Below are 24,288 nucleotides of genomic sequence, written 5' to 3' on the forward strand. Positions count from 1 at the left end.
ACGACCGGAGTCGTACGTACTGCTACTCGTTCGTGCTCCCATCCCCCAGGAACGCTGACGGGTAAGCGTCTCGGTAACTGATGATCTTGCCCGCCGGAGTCTCGACCGTCTCGGCGGCAAGCATCGCGCGGACGACCGCACGCGACAGCGTCCGCGCACCAGCTCCGAAGATCGACTCCAGTTGCAGAAGCGCTGCCGGATCAGTGACGCTCAGCCGCTCGGACTTGCCGGTGGACAAGGCGAAGATCGAGTCACCGTCGAGCAGCGTGTGAATGGGATCGAGCGCGCGAGCCAGTCCGTCGTGCGCGACCATCGCCATCCGTTTGACGGCGGCCTTGTCCAGCGAGGCATCCGTGGCGACCACCGCGATGACGGTGTTCATACCCGGAATGCGACCAGGCAGGTCCGGCGGCGGCTCAGTCGGCGTACGAAGACCAGCGAACTCCTCCCCCAGCCCGTAGCGCTCGCCATACAACCGCCCTTGCGCGTCAACAGCGGAGCCGGCCGCATTGACGATCACCAGCGCGCCGACCGTCGTACCGTCCGCCAGTACCACGCTGGCCGTCCCGACCCCACCCTTGAGCCCACCTGCCCTGGCCCCCGCACCCGCACCATGGTTGCCTTCAGCAACGGCTCCGCCCGTGGCGGCGTCGAGTGCCTGCCACCCCCAGTCCGCGTCCGGACGAGCCTGAAACCCGCCACCGCGGCCGAGGTCGAAGATCACCGCAGTCGGCACGATCGGTACGACGTCGTACTCACCCGCGCCGACCCGAATCCCCACCCCTCGCGCTTCGAGCGACCGCATGACGCCCGACGCCGCGTCCAGCCCGAACGCGCTCCCGCCGCTCAGGACGATCGCATTCACGCCCGGATTGGAGTTCACCGGATCGAGCAGATCGGTCTCGCGGGTGCCGGGAGCGCCGCCACGGACGTCCACTCCCGCGACCGCTGTCTCGGGGACGTGGACGACCGTCGTACCGGTGAGGTACGGCGGGTCGGTGCGCTCGACCTGCCCGACCAGTACGCCGGGAACGTCGGTGATCGCGTTGTGGGGACCAGGTCGCGGTTGCTCGGCGGTCATGGGGACTGTCTAGCACTGTGGGGAAAATCGGTTGCCGCCGACATTACGTTGGAAGGCATGAACGCCGACCTGCTCTGTGGATCTCTGGCCGAACCGTCGAGGCTGCGCACGTACTCCGCCGTCGTCCTCGGCGCGCGCACCCCGGACCAGATCGCCGCGGCGACCGGCCTCTCCCCCGCGGTTGTCGGCAAGGCAGCTCAGCGGCTGCTCAAGACCGGGCTCCTGACCGCCTCGGCCGACGGGTTGCAGGCGGTCGAGCACGTCTTCAAGGAGGCGGCCCGCAGCAACCGTCGCGACCCCGAACCCTTGGACTCGGACCCAGCCCGCGACGCCGTACTCCGTGCTTTCATCCGCGATGGACGGCTGACGCACTTCCCGACCTTCCCCGCGAAGCTGCAGATCGTCCTCGAGCACCTGGTCAAGGTCTTCGAGCCCGGCCGCGACTACCCGGAGCCGGAGGTCAACACGATCCTGAACTCCTGGCACCCTGACCACGCCGCCCTCCGCCGCCTCCTGGTCGACAGCCGGCTCCTCACCCGCACCGACGCCATCTACCGCCGTACTGCGTGAGCGCCCCGTCGGTCCCGCCGTTGACGGGTTTCTTATCGCTGACGCTCTGCCTGACGCCAACGTGAGGTTCGTCAGTGGGCCGTCTGTCAGCGCGCTGCTCGGGAAGCCTGCTCGAGGGTCGCGAGGCTCGGCAGTGAATCGAGCAGCGCCCGCACCTGCTTCTCGGCGAACTGCCGATGCTGACCGGCAGCCCCAGCATCAAGAGCGACGGAAGCCTGCTCGTGCAGGAAGTTGAGCGAGATCGCCAGCCCGGTCGCGAATCCGGTCGGGCTGTCGATCTCGGCCGGCCCACCGGCCGTCCGGTAGGCGCCGACGATCCGATGCAGCTCGTCCGGCCGATCGAGGTGGTGGGTCAGCAGCGCACCCAGTTCGCGCCACGGCGCCAGCGACCCGACGTTGTCCCAGTCCACCAGCCAACTGCGGCCGGCGGAGCGCAGTACGTTCGAGTTCTGCAGGTCTCGGTGACACCACACCGGCTCACCGATCGGCGCGGCATTGACGAGCGCAGTCAGCTCCGCGACCCGCGGCTGCGACCGCGCCAACGCGTCGGCCCACTCGACCCGCGCGCTGTCCGCGAGGGCGACGAGCGAGGGCCAATCGACTTCCACCCGGTGGTACCAGCTGACCACCTCGGTCTTCCCACCAGGCCAATCGAGACCATGGATGGCGCCCATCTGCTGCGCAAGCCAACCAGCCGCCTCGGCATCCGACCGGTCGGGCACCTCACCATCAGCCCACTCGTAGAGCCGCCACCACTGACCACCGCGACGTACGACGTACGCGCCGTCGACCGCGGCCAACGGCGCAGGACTTGGCACCCCGGCCTCCGCACACGCCGCCCGAAACGCCACCTCCGCCTCGACCGCCGCCATCCCGCCGTCGAACCAGAACAACTGCTTGGCAGCGAACACTCCCGCGGTAGCCCTCAACTCCCACACGGCCCCCATCGCACCCCGCCCCACCCGCGCCAGCCGCACGGGCTCCCCCACCCCGAACACCTCAGCCAGCCACCGCGCGACGCCCACCACCTCTACAGCCGTCATCCAGGCAGGCTACCGAGATGCCGGGGGCTGGCCTGTTGCCGATGTGAGGTGCTCCGATGGTCCGACGATCTGGCATCGGTCGATCCTCGCTACCAGGCCAGTGTCCCGTTCTCGTCCTGGAAAGTTCCGGTCGGACCGTCCTCGGCGAGAGTTGCCAGCCGGACCACGAAGGCCGCGCTCTCTTCCACTGAGCGGCCGATACCGAAGGCGGCGGTCATGTCGGTGGCCGTGGTGCCCGGCTCGATCGCGTTGAACTTGATGCCCGGCTGGAACTTCGCGTACTGGATCGTCAGCATGGTGGCTGCCGCCTTGGAGGCCGAGTAGAGCCCGATCGGCATCGGGTACTCCGGCCGGTCGGGGTTCGTTACCGCCCAGAACGAGCCGGCGCTGCTCGAGATGGTCACGACGTTGGGGTTGGCGGACTTGCGCAGCAGCGGGAGGGCCGCTTCGGTGACCCGGACGATGCCGACCGCGTTGGTGTCGAAGACCTGCAGCGCCTTGGGGCCGTCGATGTCGCCGTCCCCGAGGATGCCGGCGTTGTGCACCAGGACGTCGAGCCGGCCCTCGGCCGCGTCGATCGTCGCCAGCGCGTTGCTCACCGAGGCGTCGTCGGTCACGTCGAGCTGCACGAACCGCGCGCCGAGCTCCGCCGCGGCCTTCTCGCCGCGCTCGACGTCGCGCGCTCCGATGTAGACCAGGTGCCCCAGCTCCAGCAACTGCTTGGCCGTCTCGAACCCGATGCCCTTGTTGGCCCCGGTGATCAGTGTGACTGTCATGTGCCCGTCTCTCCCGTCGAAATATCTGGCCCGAGCGGGCCGTTGGCAACGGTATGAGCAGCTACCCGCCGGAACCAGAGCCCTGTTCAGCCTGGGGTGTGGCAGGCCCCCCTCTGCCGAGCTTCGGGTCGATCGCATGAGGGAGACGACGAACGCCCTCGGTGCGTACCTGCGGGCCCGACGCGAACTGGTGACCCCTGCGCAAGCCGGCATTCCCGACATCGGCGTACGGCGGGTGCCTGGGCTGCGGCGCGAAGAGGTCGCCATGCTCGCCGGCATCAGCGCCGACTACTACCTGCGTTTGGAGCGGGGGCGCGATCGCAATCCGTCCCTGCAGGTGCTCGAGTCGATCGCTCGCGTGCTCCGGCTCGACGACGATCATGTCGCTCACCTGCGGTCTCTGGTCTCGGAGGCGCCCCGGCCGCGCAGAGGCCGATCTGCGCAGGGCACACCTCCGCCCGGCGCGCTCAAGCTCCTGGACGGCCTGGTCCAGCCTGCCTTCATCGAGGGCCGGTACTTCGACATCCTGGCCTCGAACAGTCTCGCCAGAGCCCTCTCTCCCGGCCTCACCGTCGGCGGCAACCAACTGAGGGACCTGTTCCTCGACCCGGCGGAACAGGCATTGCTGCCGGAATGGAAGAACGTCTCGGAGTGCCTGATCGCAAACCTGCGACAAGCCGTGGGCAACGATGTCGACGACCCCCGCTTCCTCGAACTCACCGACGAACTCTCACTCGCCAGCCCTCTGTTTCGCGAACTCTGGGCCCGCCACGAAGTACGCGGACAGCGCGGAACACCGATCCGGATCAACCACCCACAGGTCGGTGAGCTGACCCTCAACCGCGAACGCCTGAGCATCGACGGTGCGGAGGATTTGAAACTCGTCGTTTATCACGCGGACGCGGGGTCGAGCGATGCCGACAAGCTCGCTCTGCTGGCGTCGGCGGAGCTGCCTAGTTCGTCCGGGAACCTCGGCACGGCTCCCCGGGAGCTGGACAGCGCCGCCCGGCGTTGAGGGACTAGTTGTCGTGCCGCGTGAAGAAGCCTCGCTGGAAGACGTGGTCGCGGCGGCGCAAGATCCTGCTCGGCCTGCTGCTGGTGTTGCACGGGCCGGCTGCCGATCGCGCTGCGGCGGGATGTGTCGAGGCCTCGGGATGTGTCAGACCAAAGATGTGTCGGGCCTGCGGATGTATCGGGCCTGCGGATGTGCCGCGCCTACGGAGGTGTCGAGCCCGGGGATGTATCAGGCTGGTGGCAGGAAGACGCGACAGCCTTCGACGTGGTGGGCTCGTCGCCGACCGGCGCGCCGACCGGCGTTACACCGGCCGAGCAGTCCCGATGGGTGCGCGGAAGGATTCTGCCCCCGGTGCTTTGGTCCTGTGAGGTTCGTGTGACCGCGTCGGAGCGCCCGGCGCTTGCGATCGCGCCCTGGCGGACACGATGACAGGCAGTAGTCGCCTCGACGCCATCACGGCAGGCTCCCGACTCGGTGGCTGGTCGGCAAATCGGGCACTACTGCCTGTCGTTGTGTACGAACTTCCTTGATGAGCAACGGAGGACGTCCGTCAGGCTGGTCAGCGCCTCGCCCGGTGGAAGGTTCACCCGGACATCGGCGTACGGGTCGCCTCGGGTGTGGCCCGGGTTGATGATCAGCACCGGCTTGGCGGCCTTCGCGGCGTACCGGACGAAGCGGAAGCCGGACATCACCGTCAGGGGGAACCCAGGACCCCGGGCGCGATGGCTGGAGTCCTGTAGCCCGAGTTGTTGAAGCAACGACCACGCCAACATCGCAAGCCCGTTAGCGCGGGACGTCGGCCGAGCTGCCACCTCGACCCCGTATTCGCCTCTTAAGCGGGCGCGGAGCAGCCGTCGCGACGCGCCTGCGCCCGCCTCGCCTCAGCGGGACTCGCGCATCACCGCGGCAACGCAGCAACGCAGCAGGCGTAGCGAAGCGGAGCATGCGCCGCGAACCTTCCCCGCACGGGATGACCACCGAGGCTTCACCTGCAGCGTCAGCGTTCGCGTGCGAGGCAGGCGGCGGAGCGAAGCGGAGCGTGCGTCACGAGTCGGGGTGCGGAGGGAGTTGTCAGGTGAGTCGGCGGGCTGGGGTGTCCTGGCGGGGTTTTTCGTTGGGGGCGATGCGGATGGTGGTGTCGAGGATGGTGGCGCCTTGGGCTGCTACCAGTACTGAGCGGAGGTCGCAGCGGACTACCTCTTCGAGTTCCAGGGTCAGGCGGGAGACTCGGTGGAGGAGGTTTTCGATGGCGGGGATGTCGGCCGGGTCGGAGCCTCGGTAGCCGAAAAGGAGGGGGGCCGCGCGGACTTCGCGGACCATTTCGGCGGCGTCGACGGTGGTGAGGGGTGGCATGCGGTAGGCGCGGTCGCCGAGGAGGTCGGTGGCTACGCCGGAGAGGCCGAAGGAGACGACCGGGCCGAAGGCGACGTCTTCCAGTGCCGAGATCACCACCGGTACGCCGGGAGGCGCCATCTTCTGGACCACGAACTGCGCTCGTCCGGGGTCGGCGGCGACGCCGAAGGTTCGGGTCATCTCGGCCCAGGCCTCGCGCATGTCGTCTTCGTCGTGGATGTGACGCCAGATGTCGGCCAGGTCGGGGCGCATCCGCCATTGCTCGGCGGTCGCCTTGAGGATCACCTCGAAGCCGAGGTCCTCCGCTCGGGCGACCGCTTCGTCTGCCGACAGGACCGGGAAGGCGGGCAGCACGCTGATGTCGTAGAAGCTCAGCAGCCGCTGCCGGTCGGCGTCGTCCAGGTCGGCGCCCGCGGGGTGGCGCTGCAGGAACTCGGCGACGAAGTCTTCCGCGCCGGCGGTGTCGACGTCCGGTAGTTCAGGAATGGTGCTGTCCGCGCGCCGCCGCCATTCCGCGTACTGCGTGGCTTTGGCCAGCGCTCCCACGGCGTACTGCGGGGAGGAGAAGGACGGGATCGAGCCGCGGGCGGCGCCGCCTTGCTCGTCGGAGACGCGAAGTTGCGCGGGGACGCTGCGGGATGCGAGGAAGGTGGAGACGACCGGCTTGTCCGATCCGGCGGCCGCGGCGGCGAGGACCTCCGCGACTTCGGCGCCGTTCGACTGGACGGGTGGGGTGAAGATCACCACGATGGAGTCGACCCGCTCGTCGGCGAAGACTTCTTCCAGCGCGCCACCGAAGTCGGCGGCCGTTGCCTCGGCGTTCAGCGTGCGCGGGTCGCCCGCGACGTCGAGCCCACAGCCGGCCATCGAGTCCAGCGCGAGCAGGGTGAGGGCGTCGGAGTTGCTCACGATCGCGACCCGGCGGCCCTTGGGCAGCGGCTGGTGCGCCATCAACTGGGCGACGTCGAACAGCTCACCCGGCGTGTCGACGCCGATCAGGCCACTCTGCCGGAACAACGAGTCGACCGTTGCCGATGGCAACGTGCTGCGGCGGACCGTGTGGCCGAGCGGAACACCCTGCGTGGCGCGGCCGGACTTCAGCGCGATCACTGGCTTGCGCCCGGCCAGCCGACGAGCGACCCGGCTGAACTTGCGGGGGTTGCCCAGCGACTCGAGGTAGAGCAGGACCACCTCGGTCGCCTCGTCGGAGTACCAGTACTGCATCAGGTCGTTGCCGGAGACATCGGCTCGGTTGCCGGCCGAGACGAAGCTCGAGAGACCAAGACCGCGGCCGACCATGTCGGCCAGGATCGACACGCCGAGGGCGCCGGACTGGCAGAAGAACGCGACCCGCCCACGACTCGGCATCAGCGGCGAGAGGGTCGCGTTGAGGCTGACCCCGGCGGCCGTGTTGATCACACCCAGCGCGTTCGGGCCGATCACGCGCATCCCGTACGACCGGGCCAGGCCGACCAGGTAGCGCTGACGCTTGCGGCCTTCGTCCCCGATCTCGGCGAAACCGCTGGACACCACCACCAGCCCCCGCACGCCCTTGGCCGCACAGTCCAGGATCACGTCGGCGACCATCTCGGCCCGGACCGCGACCACGGCCAGGTCGACCGGACCGTCCACGTCCCGGATCGTCGGGTACGCCGGTACGCCGTCGATCTCGTCGGCCTGCGTGTCGGCGTTCACCGCGTACAACCGGCCGGGGAACCCGCCGTCCCGCAGATTGCGCAGCAGGGCGTTGCCGATCGTGCCCGCCCGCCGCGACGCACCGATCACCGCGACGCCGGCCGGGCTCAGCAGCCGCGCGATCGAGAGCGCCTCCGAGCGCTGCTCGCGGGCCTGCATCACCCCGAACGAGGTGTCGGTCGGCGCGATGTCGAACTCGACCATGATCACGCCGTCCTCGAACTCGCGCGCGACCTTGTACCCGGCCTCGGTGAAGACCGTGATCATCTTGCGGTTGTCGGGCAGCACCTCGGCGATGAACCGGGTGATGCCGTGCTCGCGCGCCGACTGGGCCAGGTGCTCGAGAAACAATTGCCCCAGGCCCCGGCCCTGGTGCGCGTCCTCGATCAGGAACGCGACCTCGGCGGTCCGCCGCCCGGTCCGCTCGTACCGCCCGACGCCGATCATCGCGTCGCCGACGGTCACGATCAACGCCAGCCGGTCCACGTAGTCGACCTGGGTGAACCGCGCCACGTCGCGATCCGACAGTTGCGGATAGGGCGCGAAGAAGCGGTAGTACTTCGACTGCTCGGAGACCCGCGCGTAGAAGGAGACCAGCAGCTCGGCGTCACCCGGGGTGATCGGCCGCAAGTGCGCTGTCGCCCCGTCGCGCAGGACCACATCCGCTTCGTACTCCGCTGGATAGCCGGCCGGGTGCTCCACGGCATACTGAGCCGGTCGCTGAGGCTGTTCCGGCACTGTCACGCGGCCAGCGTACTCACACACCGGGCTTCGGAGGGCGGCGATTCCATGTGGTGGTTGAGTGCGCTCGGCGGGATCGTTGCGCTCGCCACCGGTCTGCTCGGACCCTCGGACGCGCTCGCGGTGATCGAGCGAATCGCTCCGGTGCTGGTTTTCCTGGTCGCCGTCACGGTGATCGCCGGGCTCGCCGACGCAGCGAAGGTCTTCGACGTCGCCGCCCGTGAAGCAGCTCATCTGGCTCGGGGCCGGATGTGGCGACTCTGGCTGCTCGTCGTAGTGCTCGCGACCGCCCTGACCATCGTGCTCTCCCTCGACACCTGCGCCGTGCTGCTCACCCCGGTGGTGCTCGCGATGGCGCGCCAGCTCGAGGTCCCGCCGAAGCTGTTCGCCTTCACCACGGTCTGGCTGGCCGGCACGGCGTCGATGCTGCTGCCGGTGTCCAATCTCACCAATCTGCTCGCGCTGCACCAGTTCGACCAGCTCGGTCTCGGGCTGACCGACTACCTGGGCCTCAGCTGGCGACCCGCGATCGCGGCGATCCTGATCACCGTCGCGGTCCTTGCGGCGCTCTTCCACCGCGACCTGCGTCGGACCTACGTCGTACCCCCGACGCCCGGACTGGACGACAAGGTGCTGTTCTGGGGCTCCGCGGCCGTCTGTCTCGCGCTCGGGCCGGCCTTTGTGACCGGTATCGACGTGGCCTGGCCGGCCAGCGCCGGAGCGATCGCGCTCCTCGTCCTCTTCGCCGTACGCCGACGCGGCGCGCTGACCTGGTCGCTCGTGCCGTGGCGGCTGGTCGTCACGGTGGTCGGACTCTTCCTCGTGGTCGGCGCTCTCACCGCCCACGGTCTGGAAGACCTGCTCAGCACTATCGCCGGCACTTCCCCAGACGGCCTGGCGGCGCAATTGCGGCTGACCGGCACGGCAGCCCTCGGCGCCAACGCGGTCGACAACCTCCCGGCGTACCTGGCGATGGAGCCGGTGGCCGCGGCGGACGGCACCCGGATGATGCTGCTCCTGATCGGGGTCAACGCCGGCTGCCTGCTCACCCTCTGGGGGTCGCTGGCGACCTTGCTGTGGCGCGACCGCTGCCGCGCCGCCGGTGTGCACATCTCGTGGTGGTCCTTCCTCTGGCGCGGTCTCATCCTCACTCCCCTCGTCCTGGCCGGATCCGTCCTGGCCCTCGCCGTCGGCTGACGGCCAGCGCGCCCATGGGGTAGACCAAGGATCGAACATGCGTTCGACTTTAGTCACTGTGCGTGCCACGACGCAAACCCGGCGTTTGCCGATGTCGATGCGCTCGGCAATAGTGCGGGGATGAGCGTGGAACAGAGCACCTCGGACACCACCCGGGCCTTTCGCGACGCGCGGGACTTCCTGGTCGCCCATCGGGAGGACTACGAGACCGCTTGCCGGGACTTCAAGTGGCCCACCTTCGAGCGGTTCAACTGGGCCAGGGACTGGTTCGACGCGCTGGCGGTCGAGCAGGCCGAGGTGGCCGCGCTGACCATCGTGGAGGACGATGGCGAGGTCAACTCGCTGACCTACGCCGAGATGGCTGAGCGTTCGCGACAGGTGGCCGGGTGGCTCGCCGAGGCTGGACTGCAGCAGGGCGATCGAGTGCTGATCGTGCTCGGCAACACCGTGCCGCTGTGGGAGGTGATGCTGGCCTGCATCCGCGCCGGTCTGGTGATGATTCCGGCCACGACGCTGCTGACCGACGCCGACCTGGCCGATCGCATCACGCGGGGCGCGGTACGGGCTGTGGTGACCAGCAGTGCGGACACGTCCAGGTACGAGGGTATCGTCGACGACTGCATCCGGGTCAGCGTCGGTGGGGCTGTGGACAACTGGCTCGACTACGACGATTCGCGCGGCTTCGACGGACCGGTCCCGCAAGCCGACACCCAGGCCGACGACTCGCTGCTGCTCTACTTCACCTCCGGTACGACGAGCCAGCCGAAGCTGGTCGAGCACACCCACGTGAGCTATCCCGTCGGCCACCTCTCCACCATGTACTGGATCGGCCTGCAGCCCGGCGACGTGCACCTCAACGTCTCCTCGCCCGGCTGGGCGAAGCACTCCTGGAGCAACGTCTTCGCGCCGTGGAACGCGGGCGCGACCGTCTTCCTGCACAACTACGCCCGTTTCGACGCCGAAAAGCTGCTGCAGGTCCTGCAGACCTACGGCGTGACCACCTTCTGCGCGCCGCCGACGGTCTGGCGGATGCTGATCCAGGCCGACCTGGCGGCGGTCGAGGTGCCCGTCCGGGAGTGCATCTCGGCCGGCGAGCCGCTCAACCCGGAGGTGATCGAGCAGGTCCGCAGCGCCTGGGGCGTCACCATCCGGGACGGCTACGGCCAGACCGAGACGACCGCGCAGATCGGCAACCCGCCCGGCCAGGAGGTCAAGCTCGGCTCGATGGGCCGTCCGCTCCCGGGGTACTCGATCGCCTTGGTCGACCCGGCCACCGGCGAGATCGGCGACGACGGCGAGATCTGCATCGAGCTCGCTCCGCCGCCGGTGCCGCTGATGCGCGGCTACCGCGACGCCCAGGAGATGACCGACGAGGCGATGCGCGGCGGTTTCTACCACACCGGCGACGTCGCGAGCCGTGACGAGGACGGCTACATCACCTACGTCGGCCGCTCCGACGACGTGTTCAAGGCCAGTGACTACCGGATCTCGCCGTTCGAGCTGGAGTCGGTGCTGATCGAGCACCCGGCCGTTGCCGAGGCTGCGGTGGTGCCGTCGCCCGACCCGGTCCGGCTCGCGGTGCCCAAGGCGTACGTCGTACTGGTGGCCGGCCAGGAGCCGACGCGGGAACTGGCCGCGGAGATCCTGCAGTTCTGCCGCGACCACCTGGCGCCGTACAAGCGGATCCGGCGGATCGAGTTCGCGGAGCTGCCGAAGACCATCTCGGGCAAGATCCGCCGGGTCGAGCTGCGCACCGACGAGGCCGCCAAGGTGGACGGTGGCGAGCGATCAGAGCATGCCTACGACGAAGCGGACTTCGTGACAGGCTGATCCCGTCATGACCACCGACACGGGACTCGGTCTCGCCGCGATCGTGGTGCTGCCGCTGCTGGTCGTGATCGCGGTGGTGGGGTCGCGGCTGGCGTCACTGCGGCACGACAAAGGCATCGTCACGGCTGCCGTGCGCGCGGTGCTGCAGCTGGCTGCCGTCGGAGCCGTAGTCGGCTTCGCACTCCAGTCGACCCTCGGCGCGCTCGCGTTCATCGCGGTGATGCTGACGGTCGCGACCATCACCAGCACCCGGCGGATCCGATCCGTCGCGGTGGTGCCGCGCCAGCTCGCGATCTGCGCACTGGCGATCGGGGCCGGCGCCGGTCTCGTCCTGCTGCTCCTGCTGCTGCCCGGCGTGGTGCCCCGCAACCCCGAGACGCTGTTGCCGATGGGCGGCATCATCATCGGCGGCGCCATGAACGCCACCACGCTGGCCGGGCGGCGGCTGCTCTCGGAGTACGGGTCGAGCTTCGGCGAGTACGAGGCGGGGCTCTCGATCGGGCTGCTGCCACCGGACGCGTTCAAGCTGGTGGCCGGCCCGACCGCCGGCGACGCACTGCTGCCGGCCCTCGACCAGACCCGCACGGTCGGCCTCGTGACACTGCCCGGGGCGTTCGTCGGAATGGTTCTTGGCGGTGCTTCACCGACCGCGGCCGCCGCGTTGCAGCTCGTCGTGCTGATCGGCCTGGTCGCCGCCGAGTCGCTGGCGATCCTGGCCACGACCGAGCTCCTGGCCAGGTCAACGCTTCCCGACGGGCGTACCGTTTCGGTATGACCGACGACAAGAGCCTCTTCCACCGCATCGACGAGCTCGTTGCCGAGGAGCACGACCTCCGCACGAAGCACGCCGCCGGCACCGTCTCCGACGAGGACGAGCGCACCCGCCTGCGCGCCCTCGAGGTCGAGCTGGACCAGTGCTGGGACCTGCTGCGCCAGCGCCGCGCCAAGCGCGAGTTCGGCGAGGACCCGGACGCCGCCCAGCCCCGCTCCGCCGACGTGGTCGAGGGCTACCTCAACTGAGTTGACGCATGCCGGGACGCGGGTGGGTCCAGCGGACCCACCCGCGACGACCGCTGCCTAGAAGCCGCGGAGGTTGTCCGGCTTGATCCGGATCAGGGTCGGGTAGTCGCGGTGGAAGGTCTCCGCGCTCATGTCGAGACTCGCCAGGCCTTCGGCGTACTTCGCGTCGTAGGCGGCCAGCTCTTCGGCGGTGGCCGGCGGGCCGTCCAGGGTGGCGTCGCCGGTGATCACGCCGATGTCGCCGCCGGTGAAGGTCGCGTTGAAGTTCAGCGACACGCGCGGCTGGTTCGCGACGTTGTGCACCTTGGCCTTGCCGGCCTGGCTGAAGACGAGGAGCTCGTCACCGTTCCAGCCGAACCAGACGGGATTGGGCTGCGGCGTACCGGATCTGCCGACGGTGGTCAGCCAGACCACCTGTTCGTCGCGCAGCTGCCGCTCGATCCGTGCACCGAAGTCGGTCGAGGTGTCGATCGTGAACATAGGGCCCCTCAGTTCGCCGGAACAGGTCAGGACGGACCCAGGCGTCCCCACTCGATCGCCGGGCAGCGGTCCATCACCATCGTGAGTCCCGCGGCCGTCGTCCGGGTGAAGGCGTCCGGATCCACCACATCCAGCTGGAACCAGACCGCGCGCGCATTGATTCCCACCGCCTGGTCGGCAATCTCGCCGGCCAGCTCGGAGCGGACGAAGACGTCGACGCAGTCCACCGGGAACGGGATGTCGGCCAGCGAGGCGTAGCCCTGCTCGCCGTGCACGGTCTCCGCGGCCGGGTGCACCGGCACGATCCGTTTGCCGTGCGACTGCAAGAACCTCGCCACCCCGTACGCCGCCCGCCGGGTGTTGCCCGACAGGCCGACCACCGCCCAGGTCTCGCAGTCGGCCAGCACCTTGCGGATGTCACCCTCGTCAGCCCAAGTCACCCCGAAATCCTCCCTCGCGACACAAGCGGTTCAGCTCCGTAGATACGTCAGCACGGCCGACACCCGGCGATCGCGGCCGTCGTCCAGCCGCAACTTGGCGAAGATGTTGCCGACGTGCTTGCGGACCGCCGCCTCGCTGACGACCAGCTGCTTCGCGATCGAGGAGTTCACCCGGCCCTCCGCCATCAATGCGAGTACTTCGAGCTCACGCGGAGTCAGAGCCGCCAAGGGCCCGTCGTCCCGTCTCCGCGCGAGCAGCTGCCGGACCACCTCTGGGTCGACCACCGTGCCGCCCGAAGCGACCCGGTCCAGCGAGGCCAGGAACTCCGCCACGTGCCCGACCCGGTCCTTCAGCAGATAGCCGATCCCGCCGGTGGTGGTCTCCAGCAGCGACGAGAGGTACGCGTCGGCGACGTACTGCGACAGCACCAGGATGCCGATCTCCGGGAAGTCGGCGCGGATCGCGGCAGCGGCGCGCAGGCCCTCGTCGCTGTGGCCCGGAGGCATTCGCACGTCGGTGATGACGACGTCCGGCGGTTCCTTGCGGACGACTGCCAGCAGGGTGTCCGCGTCGCCGACCGCATCCCGGACGACGTGGCCGGCCCGGTCCAGGATGCTGGCCAGTCCTTCGCGCAACAGCAGTGAGTCTTCAGCCAGGACGATGCTCAGTCGTCGAGCCGGCACGGGCACTCCATCCTCAGTCGGGTCGGCCCACCGGGTGGGCTGGACAGGTCGAGTGTCCCTCCCAGCGCGTCCAACCGGGTCACCAGCCCGGTCAAACCGGTGCCGCCAAGGGTCGCCTTCGGGCCCGCTGACGACGTACCGGGCGGGTTGCCGATGGTTGCCCCACCCACCCCGTCATCGGTGATCGTCACGACCAAGCGGTCACCCGAGACCCAGCCCTCCACCGCGCAGTGCGTCGCCCGGGCGTGTTTCGCGACATTGCCCAGTGCCTCGCTGACGACGAAGTACGCCGCGGCCTCGATCGGCGTTGGGAACCGCTCGGGCAGCGCCATCCGCACGCTCACCGGCAACGGGCTGCGGTCGGCCACCTCCCGGACCGCGGCCTCCAGCCCGTGATCGACCAGCACCCGTGGATGGATCCCGCGCACCGCCTCACGCAGGTCGGCCAGCGCGGCCTCGGCCTCACCGTGGGCTTTGACCACCAGCCGCCGCCCCTCCCCCTCGGGAAGGTCGAGCTCTGCCAGCCCGAGCGTCATCGTCAGCCCGACCAGCCGCTGCTGTACGCCGTCGTGCAGATGCCGCTCGATCCGCGCGCGCTCCGTCTCGAACGCGTCCACCAGATCGAGCCGCGACCGACGCAGCGCGGCGACGTTGCGGCGGAGTTCCTCTTCGCGAGGTCCCAGCAGCGCTTTGGCCAGCTCGGCCTCCGCCCCGGCGAGCGCACCGAGGATGTAGGAGCTGACGACGTACCAGGGCGGCCCGAAGGCGACGAGGAAGACGAAACCGTCCCAGGAGTTCTGCAGAGTCCAAGGCCCCATTCCCAGGTCCCCGTTGCCCGCGATGAACGGAGCGAGCACGGTCACGCCCAGCACGGTGACGCTCAGGCCCGCGAACGCCAGGCTCAACGGCCAGACGAAGAAGCCCAGCAGCAGACCGTAGCCCAGTGCCCGCAGAGAAGCGCGTTCGCGGCGGCGGAAGGCCAACCGGGCCCGCAGGGCGTACCCGGCGGGGATCGCCGCGTGCGGACTCGGCACCCCGGCCGGGATCATCAACCGCACCCGCCACCGCTCGACGATCCCGATCAGTACGCCGAACACCGGGAACGCGGCGATGATCATGATCCCGACCAGGACCGGGATCAGTACCGCGCCGAGCACCGCGGAGACGAACAGGACGACGATCGTGACCAGGCCGGCCGGGACCGAGGTGAGCAGATAGGCATAGCTGCGCCACGGCCAGGACGAGATCAGGAACCGCTTCGAGCTCAGCGCGGCCCAGGCCGTGGTCGGTTTCTCCATTTGCTCAACCCTAGGGGCGCGACGGGCCGAAAGGCGGTAGCGCGTGCGCTACTCCAGGCCTCGCCCGTAGGCCAGCGTCCGGAGCGGGCGGAACCGGTTTGCTGGAACCATGACCAGCCCAGCGCCGACGCGCAGCATCGCCGTACCGAGTGAACCGCCTGCCCTGCTGCTGGACGGGATCACCAAGACCTACCGCTCGAAGGCGGGCTCGGTCGAGGCGCTCCGCGGCGTCACGTACCACTTCGTCCGCGGCTCCTTCACCGCCGTGATGGGCGCCTCCGGATCGGGCAAGTCCACCCTGCTGCAGTGCGCGGCCGGCCTCGACCAGCCGACCACCGGCCAGGTCATGCTGGGCGGCACCAACCTGCGCGGGCTCGGCGAGGTAGCGCTCACGAAGCTGCGGCGCGAGCAGATGGGCTTCGTGTTCCAGGCCTACAATCTGCTGCCCTCGCTGACGGTCTACGACAACGTCGCGCTGCCGCTGCGGCTGACCGGCCGCAAGCCTCGCCGCGACGACGTGCACCGGGTCCTCGATCAGGTCGGTCTCGAAGGCAAGGCCCGCCGGCGTCCGGCCGAGCTGTCCGGTGGGCAGCAGCAGCGGGTCGCGATCGCCCGGGCGCTGATCACCCAGCCGGCCGTCTTCTTCGCCGACGAGCCGACCGGCGCGCTGGACAGCAGTACCAGCCGGCAGATCCTCAGCTTGTTGCGGACGGCAACCGACCGGGCCGGCCAGACCGTCGTGATGGTCACCCACGCCCCGGTCGCGGCGGCGTACGCCGAACGGGTGCTGTTCCTGTCCGACGGTCTGGTGGCCGGCTCGCTCGACCACGGCAGCCCGGCCCAGATCGCCGCCGCCATGAGCGACCTGGAGCGCTGATGCTCTTCCTCAGCCGGCAGACCGTCCACCAGCACCGATCCCTGTACGCCGGTTCGTTCGTCGCGCTCGCCGTCGGGGTCTTCCTGCTCGGCCTGGCCGCCACCGCGACGGCCGCCACCGTGGCCTACCGCGGTCCGTCCGCCGACACCGTCGTCGTCAACCTGCCGAACGCCGACCCACCGACCACCGCCCGCGTCGTATTGTCTGGTGAGGACGTGTCCGGTCTGCAGGTCGTCCTCAGCATGGTCGGCGTGCTCAGCGGTTTCATCACCATCTTCGTGATCGCCAGCACCTTCGCCTTCGCCGTCGCCTCCCGCCGACGGGAGGTCGGCCTGCTGCGGCTGATCGGCGCCACTCCGCGGCAGGTCAAGCGGATGATCCTCGGCGAGGCGCTGGTGGTCGCGCTCGCCGCGTCACTCACGGGAGCCGTGCTGGCGCAGTTGGCGACTCCCCTGCTGCTGGCCAAGGCGTCATACACGGAACTGGCGCCGGTGAAGCTCGAGCCCGCCAGCCCGTGGGTGCCGCTGGCGATCGCGACGGGGGCCGGGCTGATCGTCGCGATGCTCGGTGCCCGGTCGGCCGCACGTCGTGCCGGGCGGATCGGGGCCGTTGACGCGTTGCGGGAAGCGGCGCTCGAACCACCGCGGATCGGCGTCGTACGGGTGATCTTCGGCACTCTCTTCCTGGCCGGATCGATCGTGCTGCTCGCGCTGATCCGCCCGGGGACGGGCGAGGCGGTGATCCCGCTGGCGATGTTCACACCGATGCTGCTGGTGGTCGCGCTGACGCTGCTCGCTCCGCTCGTCGTACCGCTGGCCGGTCGTCTCTGGGCGATCCCGCTGGTGGCCTGGACCAACGTGTCGGGGCGGCTCGCCCGCAGCAACGTGGTCGCGGCCCCGCGCCGCAGCGCATCGCTGGCCGCGCCCATCCTCGCCATCTCCGCGATCGCCGGCTCGATGGTGCTGACCCTGAGTTTCGCCGCCGACGCCTCCACCGCCGCCATCCGCGACACCGTCCGTGCCTCCGTCGTGGTGACCGCGCCGGAGAACGACCAGCGGGTCGCGGCGCTCATCCCCGGTACGCCGGGCGTCGCGGTGGCCGACGGCGCCATCCCACTCGACTTCATCCGGACGGACCGGGACACCGCCGACCTGGAGAGCATCGAAGGCATCGATCCGGCGATCGCCTCCCGGACCCGCGACCTCACCCCGATCACCGGCAGTCTGGCCGATCTCACCGGCAGGACAATTGCTGTCAGCAAGGAGATGGCGGGGCTAGGCAACTACCGGATGGGCGACCGGATCAGCGTGACCTTCACCGACCGGACCGCCGACCAGCTCACGGTGGTCGCGATCCTCAAGGACGCCCTGGACGTGAACCCACACTTCTTCGTGCCGCTCGAGCTGGCCCGCCAACACGCTCCGGAAGCCACCCCGACCCGTTGGTTCATCGAGCCGGCTCCGGGCGTGGAACCAACAGCTCTGGCCGAAGCGCTCCGCCAAAAGCTGACCGGCACCGGCGCGAACGCCGTACCGGCGGAGGAGTGGGAGCGTGCGGAAGGCGAAGGGATCCGGAGCGGCAACCAGTTCGGCCTGATCTTGCTCCTCGGCCCCGCCGCCCTCTACAGCGCGATCGCCATCGCCAACACGCTCCTGATGGGCAGTTTGCAGCGCCGCCACGAGTTCGTGACCTCGCGGCTCCTGGGCGCGACGCCTGCCCAGCTCCGCCGGATGGTGCTCTGGGAATCCACCCTGGTCGGCGCCGTCGCGCTCAGCCTGGGCACGGTGATCACGGTCACTGTCGGCCTGCTGATCCGCAACGCGATGACGGTAGACCTGACGAACGTCCCGACCACCGTCCCCTGGGTGACCTTGCTCGGCATCGGAACCGTCTGCCTGGGCCTCGCGGTGGGAGCGGCGCTGCTGCCTACAGCAGTCATCCTGCGCCGCTCCCAACCGTCAGCCGCCGTGCAGTAGCTACTGCTGCCCGAGGCGTTGCCGGGTCGCTCGGACGAGCTTCATCAGCTGCGGGTCGATGTCGCGCAACACCCCTCCGTGGCCCTCCTTCTCGAGCATCCGGATCACGTAGCCGTCGATCGTCTCCCACCGGAAGTCGCCGTCCGCCTCGGCGATCACTCGGTGCAGCACCGCGAGAGTCGCGGCTACGACGTCTCGCCGACCGTCAGCCAGTGCCGGAAGCAGCACGTCCGCATGGACGAGAGCTGCGACATCTCCGTACAGCGGTCCGTTCAGGAACCGCCCGTACTCGACCGCGTCGGCCAGCTCCCGGCCGGCCAGTTCCGCCAGAGCGGCCCGGGCAGCCGGGACCGTCATCCACAGCAGGTCGGCGAGTTCACTGCCGAGGCTCCAGTCCATCAGCCCACGATCGACCTGCTCGCGCCGGTCCGCGGCCAGCCGGCCAGGAGCCAGAGCTTGCGCGGTCGGGCTTCGCCGGCTGACCCGCAGCGGTCCGGCCGCCGTGTCGACCTGGATCTCGTCGTCAGCCGTCATCCCGTCATGTCCTCCTTGCTCCGAAGATACGCGGCGCCCATTCCTTCCGGACCACACATCATCCCGACCGGGTCTCCGACCGCGCAGAGGTTACCGACGAACTTCTCCTTCTGGTTCCCACCCGGAGTCAGGTTGATCTTCGCCAGATCGATCACGGTCGGCACGACGCCGAGTGCGCCCATCCCTCTGATGAAGCCCCTGGTGGTCGCGCCCTTCTCGGGGTACCACTGGCGAACCACGCCGTTCTCCTTCGGGCCGCCGTGGTTGAAGGTGGCGTCACTGACGTGCCGGAAGGCGGCCTTCTCCTTCGCCCGGCTCATCGCGTCCCGGAATCCCTTGTTCTTGTTGGCATCCTCGTTGATCGCCCGGGTCACCATACCGGTGCGATCCTCCTGATTCAGGCCGCCCAGCAGTTCCCTGGCCTCGGCGATCGCGTGCGCACGGTCGATGTCCGTCATGATCGGCCGGCCCTGGCTGCCCTGGATGTCGTCGTCCTGCAGCAGGGTGACCAGGGCCGAGAGGTCACGGGCCACGGCGTCGGCATGGTAGATCCCCTTGGTGGCCCGGCCGGTCAGCAGTTCGTTGCGCAAGGCATCGGCCTGCTTGCCGCTGCCGATCCAGCTCCGGTCCGTCGCCTCCGGGTAGATGTGACTGAGGATGCGGTCCAGGCGCTGGTTCTGCACCTTCGGCTTCTGCGCCTTCGGCTTCTGCGGGATGTCCGGCTGGACGTCCACCGACAGCGGCCTCGGCGGCGGGTTGCACGAGCAGTGACCACCCGAGGCCACCTCGGTGCACTCCTCCGAGCCACAGAACTTCAGACCGGACGGGTCCGAGTTGGTGATCGGGCTGTTGTTGGCGTAGGCGTAGCCCTGCATCTGCTGCGGGTCGGCCACGTCCATGATCGGGTCGACCGAGATGAAGCGGCCGGTCTCCGGCTCGTACTCCCGGGCACCGATGTGGGTCAGTGCGGTGGACGCGTCGTTGCTGCCGCCCACGAAACCCTTCTCGTCGTGCCAGCCGACCGGGCCACCGCGAGAGGCGCCGAAGGGCGTCTGCCGGCGTTTGGTGACCGCCTGGCTGGCGGCATCGATGCTGACCTGAGCAGTGCCTTGGTGGTCATCGGCCAGCCAGGTCAGGCTGGTGGCGCTGCGAGCGGCGACGGTGGCTCCGGCGTGCATGTAGTAACGGGTGGTCTTGACAGTGCCGGTGGACCGGTCGAGCTTCAGTTCCTGGCCGGGCAAGGTCAGCTTCACCGTGGACGCGTCGCGGCGGATGAGGCGGTTGCCGCTGTTGTCGTACACGAAGGACGTCTTACGACCGGCCTTGTCGGTGACCTCGGCGAGGCGGCCTTCGGGGTTCCAGGCCAGTTGGTCGTCGCGGGTTCCGACCTTGCGAGAGGTGGTGTTCCCGGCAGCGTCGTACCCATAGGTGTCGACGCGGGTCCCGCTGGTCACCGAGGTCAGCGAGTGCGGGCGATCCGCGGCAGCGGCCGGGTAGGCGTAGTTCCGGACGGTGTCCCCACCGGCCGCATGCTGGATCTCCGTGACGCGGTTGCCCGACTTGTCGTAGTCGAAGGAGTGCCAGTACGGAGCGGGGCCGGCGAGCCCGGCAGTAGCCGGTTCGGCCGAGCAATCCGAATCGGGCGTCCATGCCGCGGTCAGACGCCGCAAGTAGTCGTACCGGAAGCACTGCACATCGCCGGTCTGGTCTTGCGGAGTGTCGGAGATCGAGGTGAGGTTGCCCCTGGGGTCGCGGGTGTAGCGGATATCGGACTGCATCGGCCGAGTCACCTCGGCATCTACGATCTTGCGGTTCAGCTGACGGGTGTGGTCGTCGTAGTAATACGACAACCAGGCACGCTGGGTTCCTTCGCCCAGGTGCACGCGCTGTAGTTCGCCGTAGCGCGTGTACTCGGTGTTGAGCGCGTACTCGACAGTCGAGCCGTCGAAACCACCGTAGGTTCGCACAGCGCGGCCCGCGTCGTCATAGGTGTGGTTGAGAGTCTCGGCGGGCAGGTCACCAGCAGCGGGGTACGTGGTGCTCAGCTGGCTGCCGTCGACGTTGTACTTGGTCGTCGTGGTGTAGGTCCCGGCCAGTTCGGCCTCTTCCTCAGGAATGGTGAACTTGGTCTGCAGCGGCTGGTTCAGCGCGTTGTACGCCGTGACCGCGCTCGTGTAGGCCTTCTCGCCCTCGTACCGGGTCTCCGAGGCGGGCAGACCCTTGCCGAACGATGCGGTGTCGTAGGTCCACTTGGCCAGCAGGGTGTCGCCACTGCTGGTCGACAGTTTCCGGCCCAGGATGTCGTAGCTGTTGGACACCGTGACGCCCCGTGCGTCGCTTTCGGTGAGAAGCCGCCCGTCCACGTCGTACGTCTTGGTCGACACACCCTTGTCCGGGTCGTCGACCTTCGTCTGCCGGCCGGCCAGGTCGTACTCGATCTCCCAGCTGCTGCCTGCCGGGTTCTGAACGGAGGCGAGCCGCCCGGCCCGCGTGTAGGTGTACTTGGTCGAGTCGTACGCGCCGGTCGGCGTCGCTGCCTTGTACTGCCGCAGCTCGGTCGTCTGGCCGTCCATGTCGGTGATCCTGGTGGTCGGAGTACCACCGGCCGGGGGTGTGATGTCGACTCGGTCACCGCCGTAGTGGGTGCTGGTCCGCCACTTCTCGGTAGTTCCACCCTGGTAGATCTGCTCCACCGGCCGGCCGGCGCCGTCGTATTGCGTCACTGTCAGGCCGGGGATGTCCGCGTCGCTGCTCGCTGTCCACAGCTGGTCGTCAACGGGCGCATCGTTGAAGTACGGCTGCGTGGACTTGTGAGTTCGTCCCTGTGAGTCATAGCGGGTGTCGGTCAGAAGACGTCCACCACCCGGGGCCGGCGACTGGATCTGGCGTACCCGCAGCAGACCGTCGTACAGCTGGTTGGAGGTGGTGTAAAGACCGTTCGGCCCGATCTTGCTGCTGCTGATCACCGAGAGACCGTTACTGCGGATCGTGTAGCTGATCTGCTCGCTGCCGGTCGGGTTCGCGCTGCGCGGCCGGTTGGGTTGCCACGCCTCGACGGCCCGGCCCAGGGCATCGTACGCCGTCTCCGACTTCCGCTGGTTCGGGTCGATGCTGGTGAGCGGTCTGTCCCAGGCGGGGTCGAGGGTCTGGGTCGTGGTGTGGCCGGCGGCGTTCTTGGCGACCAGCTGGGTCACAGCACCGCCGGTCGCCGGTGTGTAGGTCGTCGTCGAGGTCGCCCCGAGAGCGTCGGTGCTGGTGAGCTGACGGCCGTACACGTCGTAGGTGCGGATCTCATCGGTGACGTAGACAGGGCCGGCCGCTGGGTGCTGATCCAGGCGCTCCGACTTGGTGAGGTTGCCGGCCGCGTCGTGTGTCAGTACTACGTCGGACAGTGCGTCGGCCGGGTAAGTCGGTGTTGTGCTGCAGCCGACAGCGACGGTCTCCACCCGGGATGCCAGGTCGAGGATCCACTTGTCCGTGTCCCTCGCGTACGTCGTCCGAGTGCACTTGTCGTCGTCGGTGCGGCTGAGGTCGCCGTGCTCGTCGGATTGGACCGGCAGACCACGGTCGTCGTACTTGGTCAGCACTTTGGCCTTCAGCCAGCCACGGCCGTTGTCGAGGGCGGTGTAGTTGGTAGCCGTGCCCTGGTTGACGAGGTATGCCTTGAAGTCGCCGCGGGTTGCGGTCGGCCCTTGCCAGACCGGCTCGGTGATCGACTTGCTGACCACGGTGTCGCTCTCACCCAGGTAGGTGATCGTCTCCAACGGGGCGCTGTTCAGCCAGTCGTGGTCGGGGTGGCTGCCGCCCTCCGAGTCCGTGACGTTCACTGTCCGCTTGCCGGTAGGTAGGTGGTCGTCGTGCATGCCGCGGAAGAATCGCTGTTCGGACATCGTGACCGGGCCGGACGGGTCGTTCGGTACGCCGGTGCGGATGCGGACCCGGCCGTAGCCTCGGTAGTCGTTCCAGGTCTTCTTGTCGGCAGGGGTGAACTCGGAGTCGTCGTAGTGCCAGGCGGCGCCGTCGAGGTACTCGTAGCTGGTCTGCTGTTGCGGGCTGGCGCTGATCCGGTCGGACTGCACCACTGAGGCGACGACGTACTTGTTGAAGTAGTCGGTGCGCTCGGCGTAGTTCTTCTTCGTCCAGCGGACCGGGAAGCACCGCTTGAGGTTGGTCTCGGCGTTGGTAGGCGCCGACAGACAGTCCGGTGCCGCGTAGTTGACCGTGGTGACCCCGCCTGCCTCGGACACGATGCCGGTGAGGCGGTAGCGGATCAGCGGGGAGAGGTTGTCGCCACCCTGGTACACCCGGTTGGCCAGCTTGGAGCCCTCGAAGGTGACCGGGTCCAGGGTGATCGGGCTGGGGCCCGCCAGACCGGTGTGGGTGATCTTCTTCAGCCAGAGCGCCGCCTTCTCGCCGTCACCGGGGTCAGGGAACTGATGATCGAGAGTCCAGCGGTCCACCTCGGCGAAGCCGGTGGCACGTCGCACACTGGTGGTGACCGACGCGAGCCGCTTGGTGGTCCAGAAGGTCGGGGCGTAGTGATCCTTGCAGTTCGCCGCGCACTGCTGGTCCAGCGGCACGTCCGGGAAGTTGTCCTTCTTGTCCAGTGTGCAGGTACTGCCCGGCACGCAGCGATCGGCCACCGCGAACTCGACACGGCCCGTCGCCGGAGCGTCGACCGCGTCGTTCAGCCCGTACTCGATCGACGACAGGTGGCCGCCGCGGGTGTAGGACACGGGGGCGTCCTTGAGGTTCTGCCCGTAGGTGCCCGTCTCCGGCGCGTAGTTGTAGATCATCACGTTGCCGAGCCGGTCGATGACCTTGTCGAGCTGCCAGCGCCAGGCCTGGGTGCAGGAGGACGCCTCGAAGGTGGCGCCGTGGCAGGGCTCGCCGGTGTCGTCGCCGTACACCGGGACGGTCCAGGTCGACTTCGACTCCTTGCGGGAGCCGAAGTAGTACTGCGTACCGCCGATGTCGGTGATCCGCCAGTACTCCTTGTCGGCGTCGCCGTTGTCGGCACCGTGCAGCCGCTCCACCCGGGAGCCGTCGTCCTGCTTGGCACGCCAACCGTTCGCGCCGAGGATCAGTTGCCCCCCGCCACTGCCGTACGCGGCCACCGCGTTGTCGGAGCGCCAGCAGAGGTCCGGGGTGTTCTGCCCCTTGTTGCTGCCCTCCTTGTCGTCAGCACAGCCGGAGTACGAGCGTTCGATGAAGCCTGGTTCGAGCGACCAGCCGTCACCGGCCCAGGAGGCCTGGTTGTTCGTGGCGCTCGTTCGCCCGTCCACTGCTGACGATGAGTAGGACAAGGCGAGGTTCGGCTGCAGCCCACCCGGCGCAGGCGGCACGCGCAGTGGGTAGGACCAACTGAAGTCACCTGACTGGGCTGAGACCGCCCAGGTCGCGGACTGCGAGAGCGAGGTGGCCGACGACGTCCCCGAGCCTTCCTTGGGTACGCCGGAGGCGGGCTGGTTCCCGGTCAGCGAGCGGGTGGTCGCCTCGTCGGCCGGCCGTGGCGCCATCGACTGCTTGGTCGAGGCGACCGAGGTGGTGTTCGGCAACGGGACGGAAGGGCCACCGGTGGCGGCCGCGACGGTCGGGGCGACGGTGGTGGTCAGCGTCGCCGTGAGGGTGAGAGCGGCCAGGACGGCCGCGGGTTTACGGACCTTGGAGCTGCGCAT

The 24,288-nt window shown here is 68.9% G+C and carries 19 protein-coding genes; 8 read left to right on the top strand and 11 right to left on the bottom strand.

What is annotated here, in order from left to right:
* Window positions 1-22 precede the first annotated feature (22 nt).
* Complete coding sequence (locus tag OX958_RS18570) at window positions 23-1,081, bottom strand: P1 family peptidase (protein WP_270130026.1); 1,059 nt, start codon at window positions 1,079-1,081, stop codon at window positions 23-25.
* A 57-nt stretch (window positions 1,082-1,138) separates the two neighbouring features.
* Here OX958_RS18570 and OX958_RS18575 point away from each other — a divergent pair, with 57 nt between their 5' ends.
* Complete coding sequence (locus OX958_RS18575) at window positions 1,139-1,651, top strand: DUF2087 domain-containing protein (RefSeq protein ID WP_270130027.1); 513 nt, start codon at window positions 1,139-1,141, stop codon at window positions 1,649-1,651.
* An 86-nt stretch (window positions 1,652-1,737) separates the two neighbouring features.
* Here the strand turns inward: OX958_RS18575 and OX958_RS18580 are convergent, their stop codons facing one another.
* Entirely contained in the window at window positions 1,738-2,694 is a 957-nt protein-coding gene (locus OX958_RS18580; RefSeq protein ID WP_270130028.1) for a phosphotransferase enzyme family protein, read from the bottom strand.
* An 89-nt stretch (window positions 2,695-2,783) separates the two neighbouring features.
* On the bottom strand, window positions 2,784-3,470 hold the full coding sequence (locus OX958_RS18585) for an SDR family NAD(P)-dependent oxidoreductase (RefSeq protein WP_270130029.1): 687 nt from the start codon (window positions 3,468-3,470) through the stop codon (window positions 2,784-2,786).
* A gap of 136 nt (window positions 3,471-3,606) precedes the next feature.
* Between OX958_RS18585 and OX958_RS18590 the strand changes: the two genes are divergently transcribed.
* A complete protein-coding gene (locus tag OX958_RS18590; RefSeq protein WP_270130030.1) occupies window positions 3,607-4,485 on the top strand; it encodes a helix-turn-helix domain-containing protein in 879 nt (292 codons plus the stop codon).
* A gap of 497 nt (window positions 4,486-4,982) precedes the next feature.
* On the opposite strand, the gene OX958_RS18595 is transcribed toward OX958_RS18590, so the two are convergent.
* Complete coding sequence (locus tag OX958_RS18595; RefSeq protein WP_270130031.1) at window positions 4,983-5,174, bottom strand: hypothetical protein; 192 nt, start codon at window positions 5,172-5,174, stop codon at window positions 4,983-4,985.
* A 382-nt stretch (window positions 5,175-5,556) separates the two neighbouring features.
* The gene (locus OX958_RS18600) at window positions 5,557-8,277 is read right to left on the bottom strand and encodes a bifunctional acetate--CoA ligase family protein/GNAT family N-acetyltransferase (RefSeq protein ID WP_270130033.1); all 2,721 of its coding nucleotides are present in this window, start codon (window positions 8,275-8,277) and stop codon (window positions 5,557-5,559) included.
* Between the two features lie 45 nt (window positions 8,278-8,322).
* Here OX958_RS18600 and OX958_RS18605 point away from each other — a divergent pair, with 45 nt between their 5' ends.
* The 4 genes from OX958_RS18605 to OX958_RS18620 all read left to right on the top strand — a co-directional run bounded on the left by OX958_RS18605 (window position 8,323) and on the right by OX958_RS18620 (window position 12,321).
* Window positions 8,323-9,471, top strand: coding sequence for an SLC13 family permease (locus OX958_RS18605; RefSeq protein ID WP_270130034.1), 1,149 nt, complete (start codon window positions 8,323-8,325; stop codon window positions 9,469-9,471).
* Window positions 9,472-9,591: 120 nt separating this feature from the next.
* Entirely contained in the window at window positions 9,592-11,301 is a 1,710-nt protein-coding gene (locus tag OX958_RS18610; protein ID WP_270130035.1) for an AMP-binding protein, read from the top strand.
* A gap of 7 nt (window positions 11,302-11,308) precedes the next feature.
* Complete coding sequence (locus tag OX958_RS18615) at window positions 11,309-12,076, top strand: ABC transporter permease (protein WP_270130036.1); 768 nt, start codon at window positions 11,309-11,311, stop codon at window positions 12,074-12,076.
* The gene (locus OX958_RS18620) at window positions 12,073-12,321 is read left to right on the top strand and encodes a DUF2630 family protein (protein ID WP_270130037.1); all 249 of its coding nucleotides are present in this window, start codon (window positions 12,073-12,075) and stop codon (window positions 12,319-12,321) included. The genes OX958_RS18615 and OX958_RS18620 overlap by 4 nt, the downstream gene beginning before the upstream one ends.
* Window positions 12,322-12,378: 57 nt before the next feature.
* On the opposite strand, the gene OX958_RS18625 is transcribed toward OX958_RS18620, so the two are convergent.
* The 4 genes from OX958_RS18625 to OX958_RS18640 are packed head-to-tail and all read right to left on the bottom strand — an operon-like array spanning window position 12,379 to window position 15,223.
* Entirely contained in the window at window positions 12,379-12,801 is a 423-nt protein-coding gene (locus OX958_RS18625) for a TIGR03667 family PPOX class F420-dependent oxidoreductase (RefSeq protein ID WP_270130039.1), read from the bottom strand.
* Between the two features lie 26 nt (window positions 12,802-12,827).
* On the bottom strand, window positions 12,828-13,241 hold the full coding sequence (locus OX958_RS18630) for a CoA-binding protein (protein ID WP_270130040.1): 414 nt from the start codon (window positions 13,239-13,241) through the stop codon (window positions 12,828-12,830).
* A gap of 30 nt (window positions 13,242-13,271) precedes the next feature.
* Window positions 13,272-13,925, bottom strand: a complete 654-nt coding sequence (locus tag OX958_RS18635) for a response regulator (RefSeq protein ID WP_270130041.1) — start codon at window positions 13,923-13,925, stop codon at window positions 13,272-13,274.
* Window positions 13,907-15,223: a sensor histidine kinase gene (locus tag OX958_RS18640; RefSeq protein ID WP_270130042.1), complete on the bottom strand. Its 1,317-nt coding sequence runs from the start codon at window positions 15,221-15,223 to the stop codon at window positions 13,907-13,909. The genes OX958_RS18635 and OX958_RS18640 overlap by 19 nt, the downstream gene beginning before the upstream one ends.
* Before the next feature lie 109 nt (window positions 15,224-15,332).
* On the opposite strand from OX958_RS18640, the gene OX958_RS18645 reads away from it, so the two are divergent.
* Both OX958_RS18645 and OX958_RS18650 read left to right on the top strand, forming a co-directional pair.
* Complete coding sequence (locus tag OX958_RS18645; RefSeq protein ID WP_270130044.1) at window positions 15,333-16,100, top strand: ABC transporter ATP-binding protein; 768 nt, start codon at window positions 15,333-15,335, stop codon at window positions 16,098-16,100.
* Window positions 16,100-18,076, top strand: coding sequence for an FtsX-like permease family protein (locus tag OX958_RS18650; RefSeq protein ID WP_270130046.1), 1,977 nt, complete (start codon window positions 16,100-16,102; stop codon window positions 18,074-18,076). The genes OX958_RS18645 and OX958_RS18650 overlap by 1 nt, the downstream gene beginning before the upstream one ends.
* Here the strand turns inward: OX958_RS18650 and OX958_RS18655 are convergent, their stop codons facing one another.
* Together OX958_RS18655 and OX958_RS18660 are read right to left on the bottom strand one after the other, a co-directional pair.
* A complete protein-coding gene (locus tag OX958_RS18655) occupies window positions 18,077-18,610 on the bottom strand; it encodes a hypothetical protein (protein ID WP_270130048.1) in 534 nt (177 codons plus the stop codon). It lies immediately after the preceding gene.
* Window positions 18,607-24,288, bottom strand: a complete 5,682-nt coding sequence (locus OX958_RS18660) for an RHS repeat-associated core domain-containing protein (protein WP_270130050.1) — start codon at window positions 24,286-24,288, stop codon at window positions 18,607-18,609. Before OX958_RS18660 ends, OX958_RS18655 begins: the two co-directional genes overlap by 4 nt.

The sequence above is a fragment of the Kribbella sp. CA-293567 genome, assembly GCF_027627575.1.
GTDB lineage: Bacteria > Actinomycetota > Actinomycetes > Propionibacteriales > Kribbellaceae > Kribbella.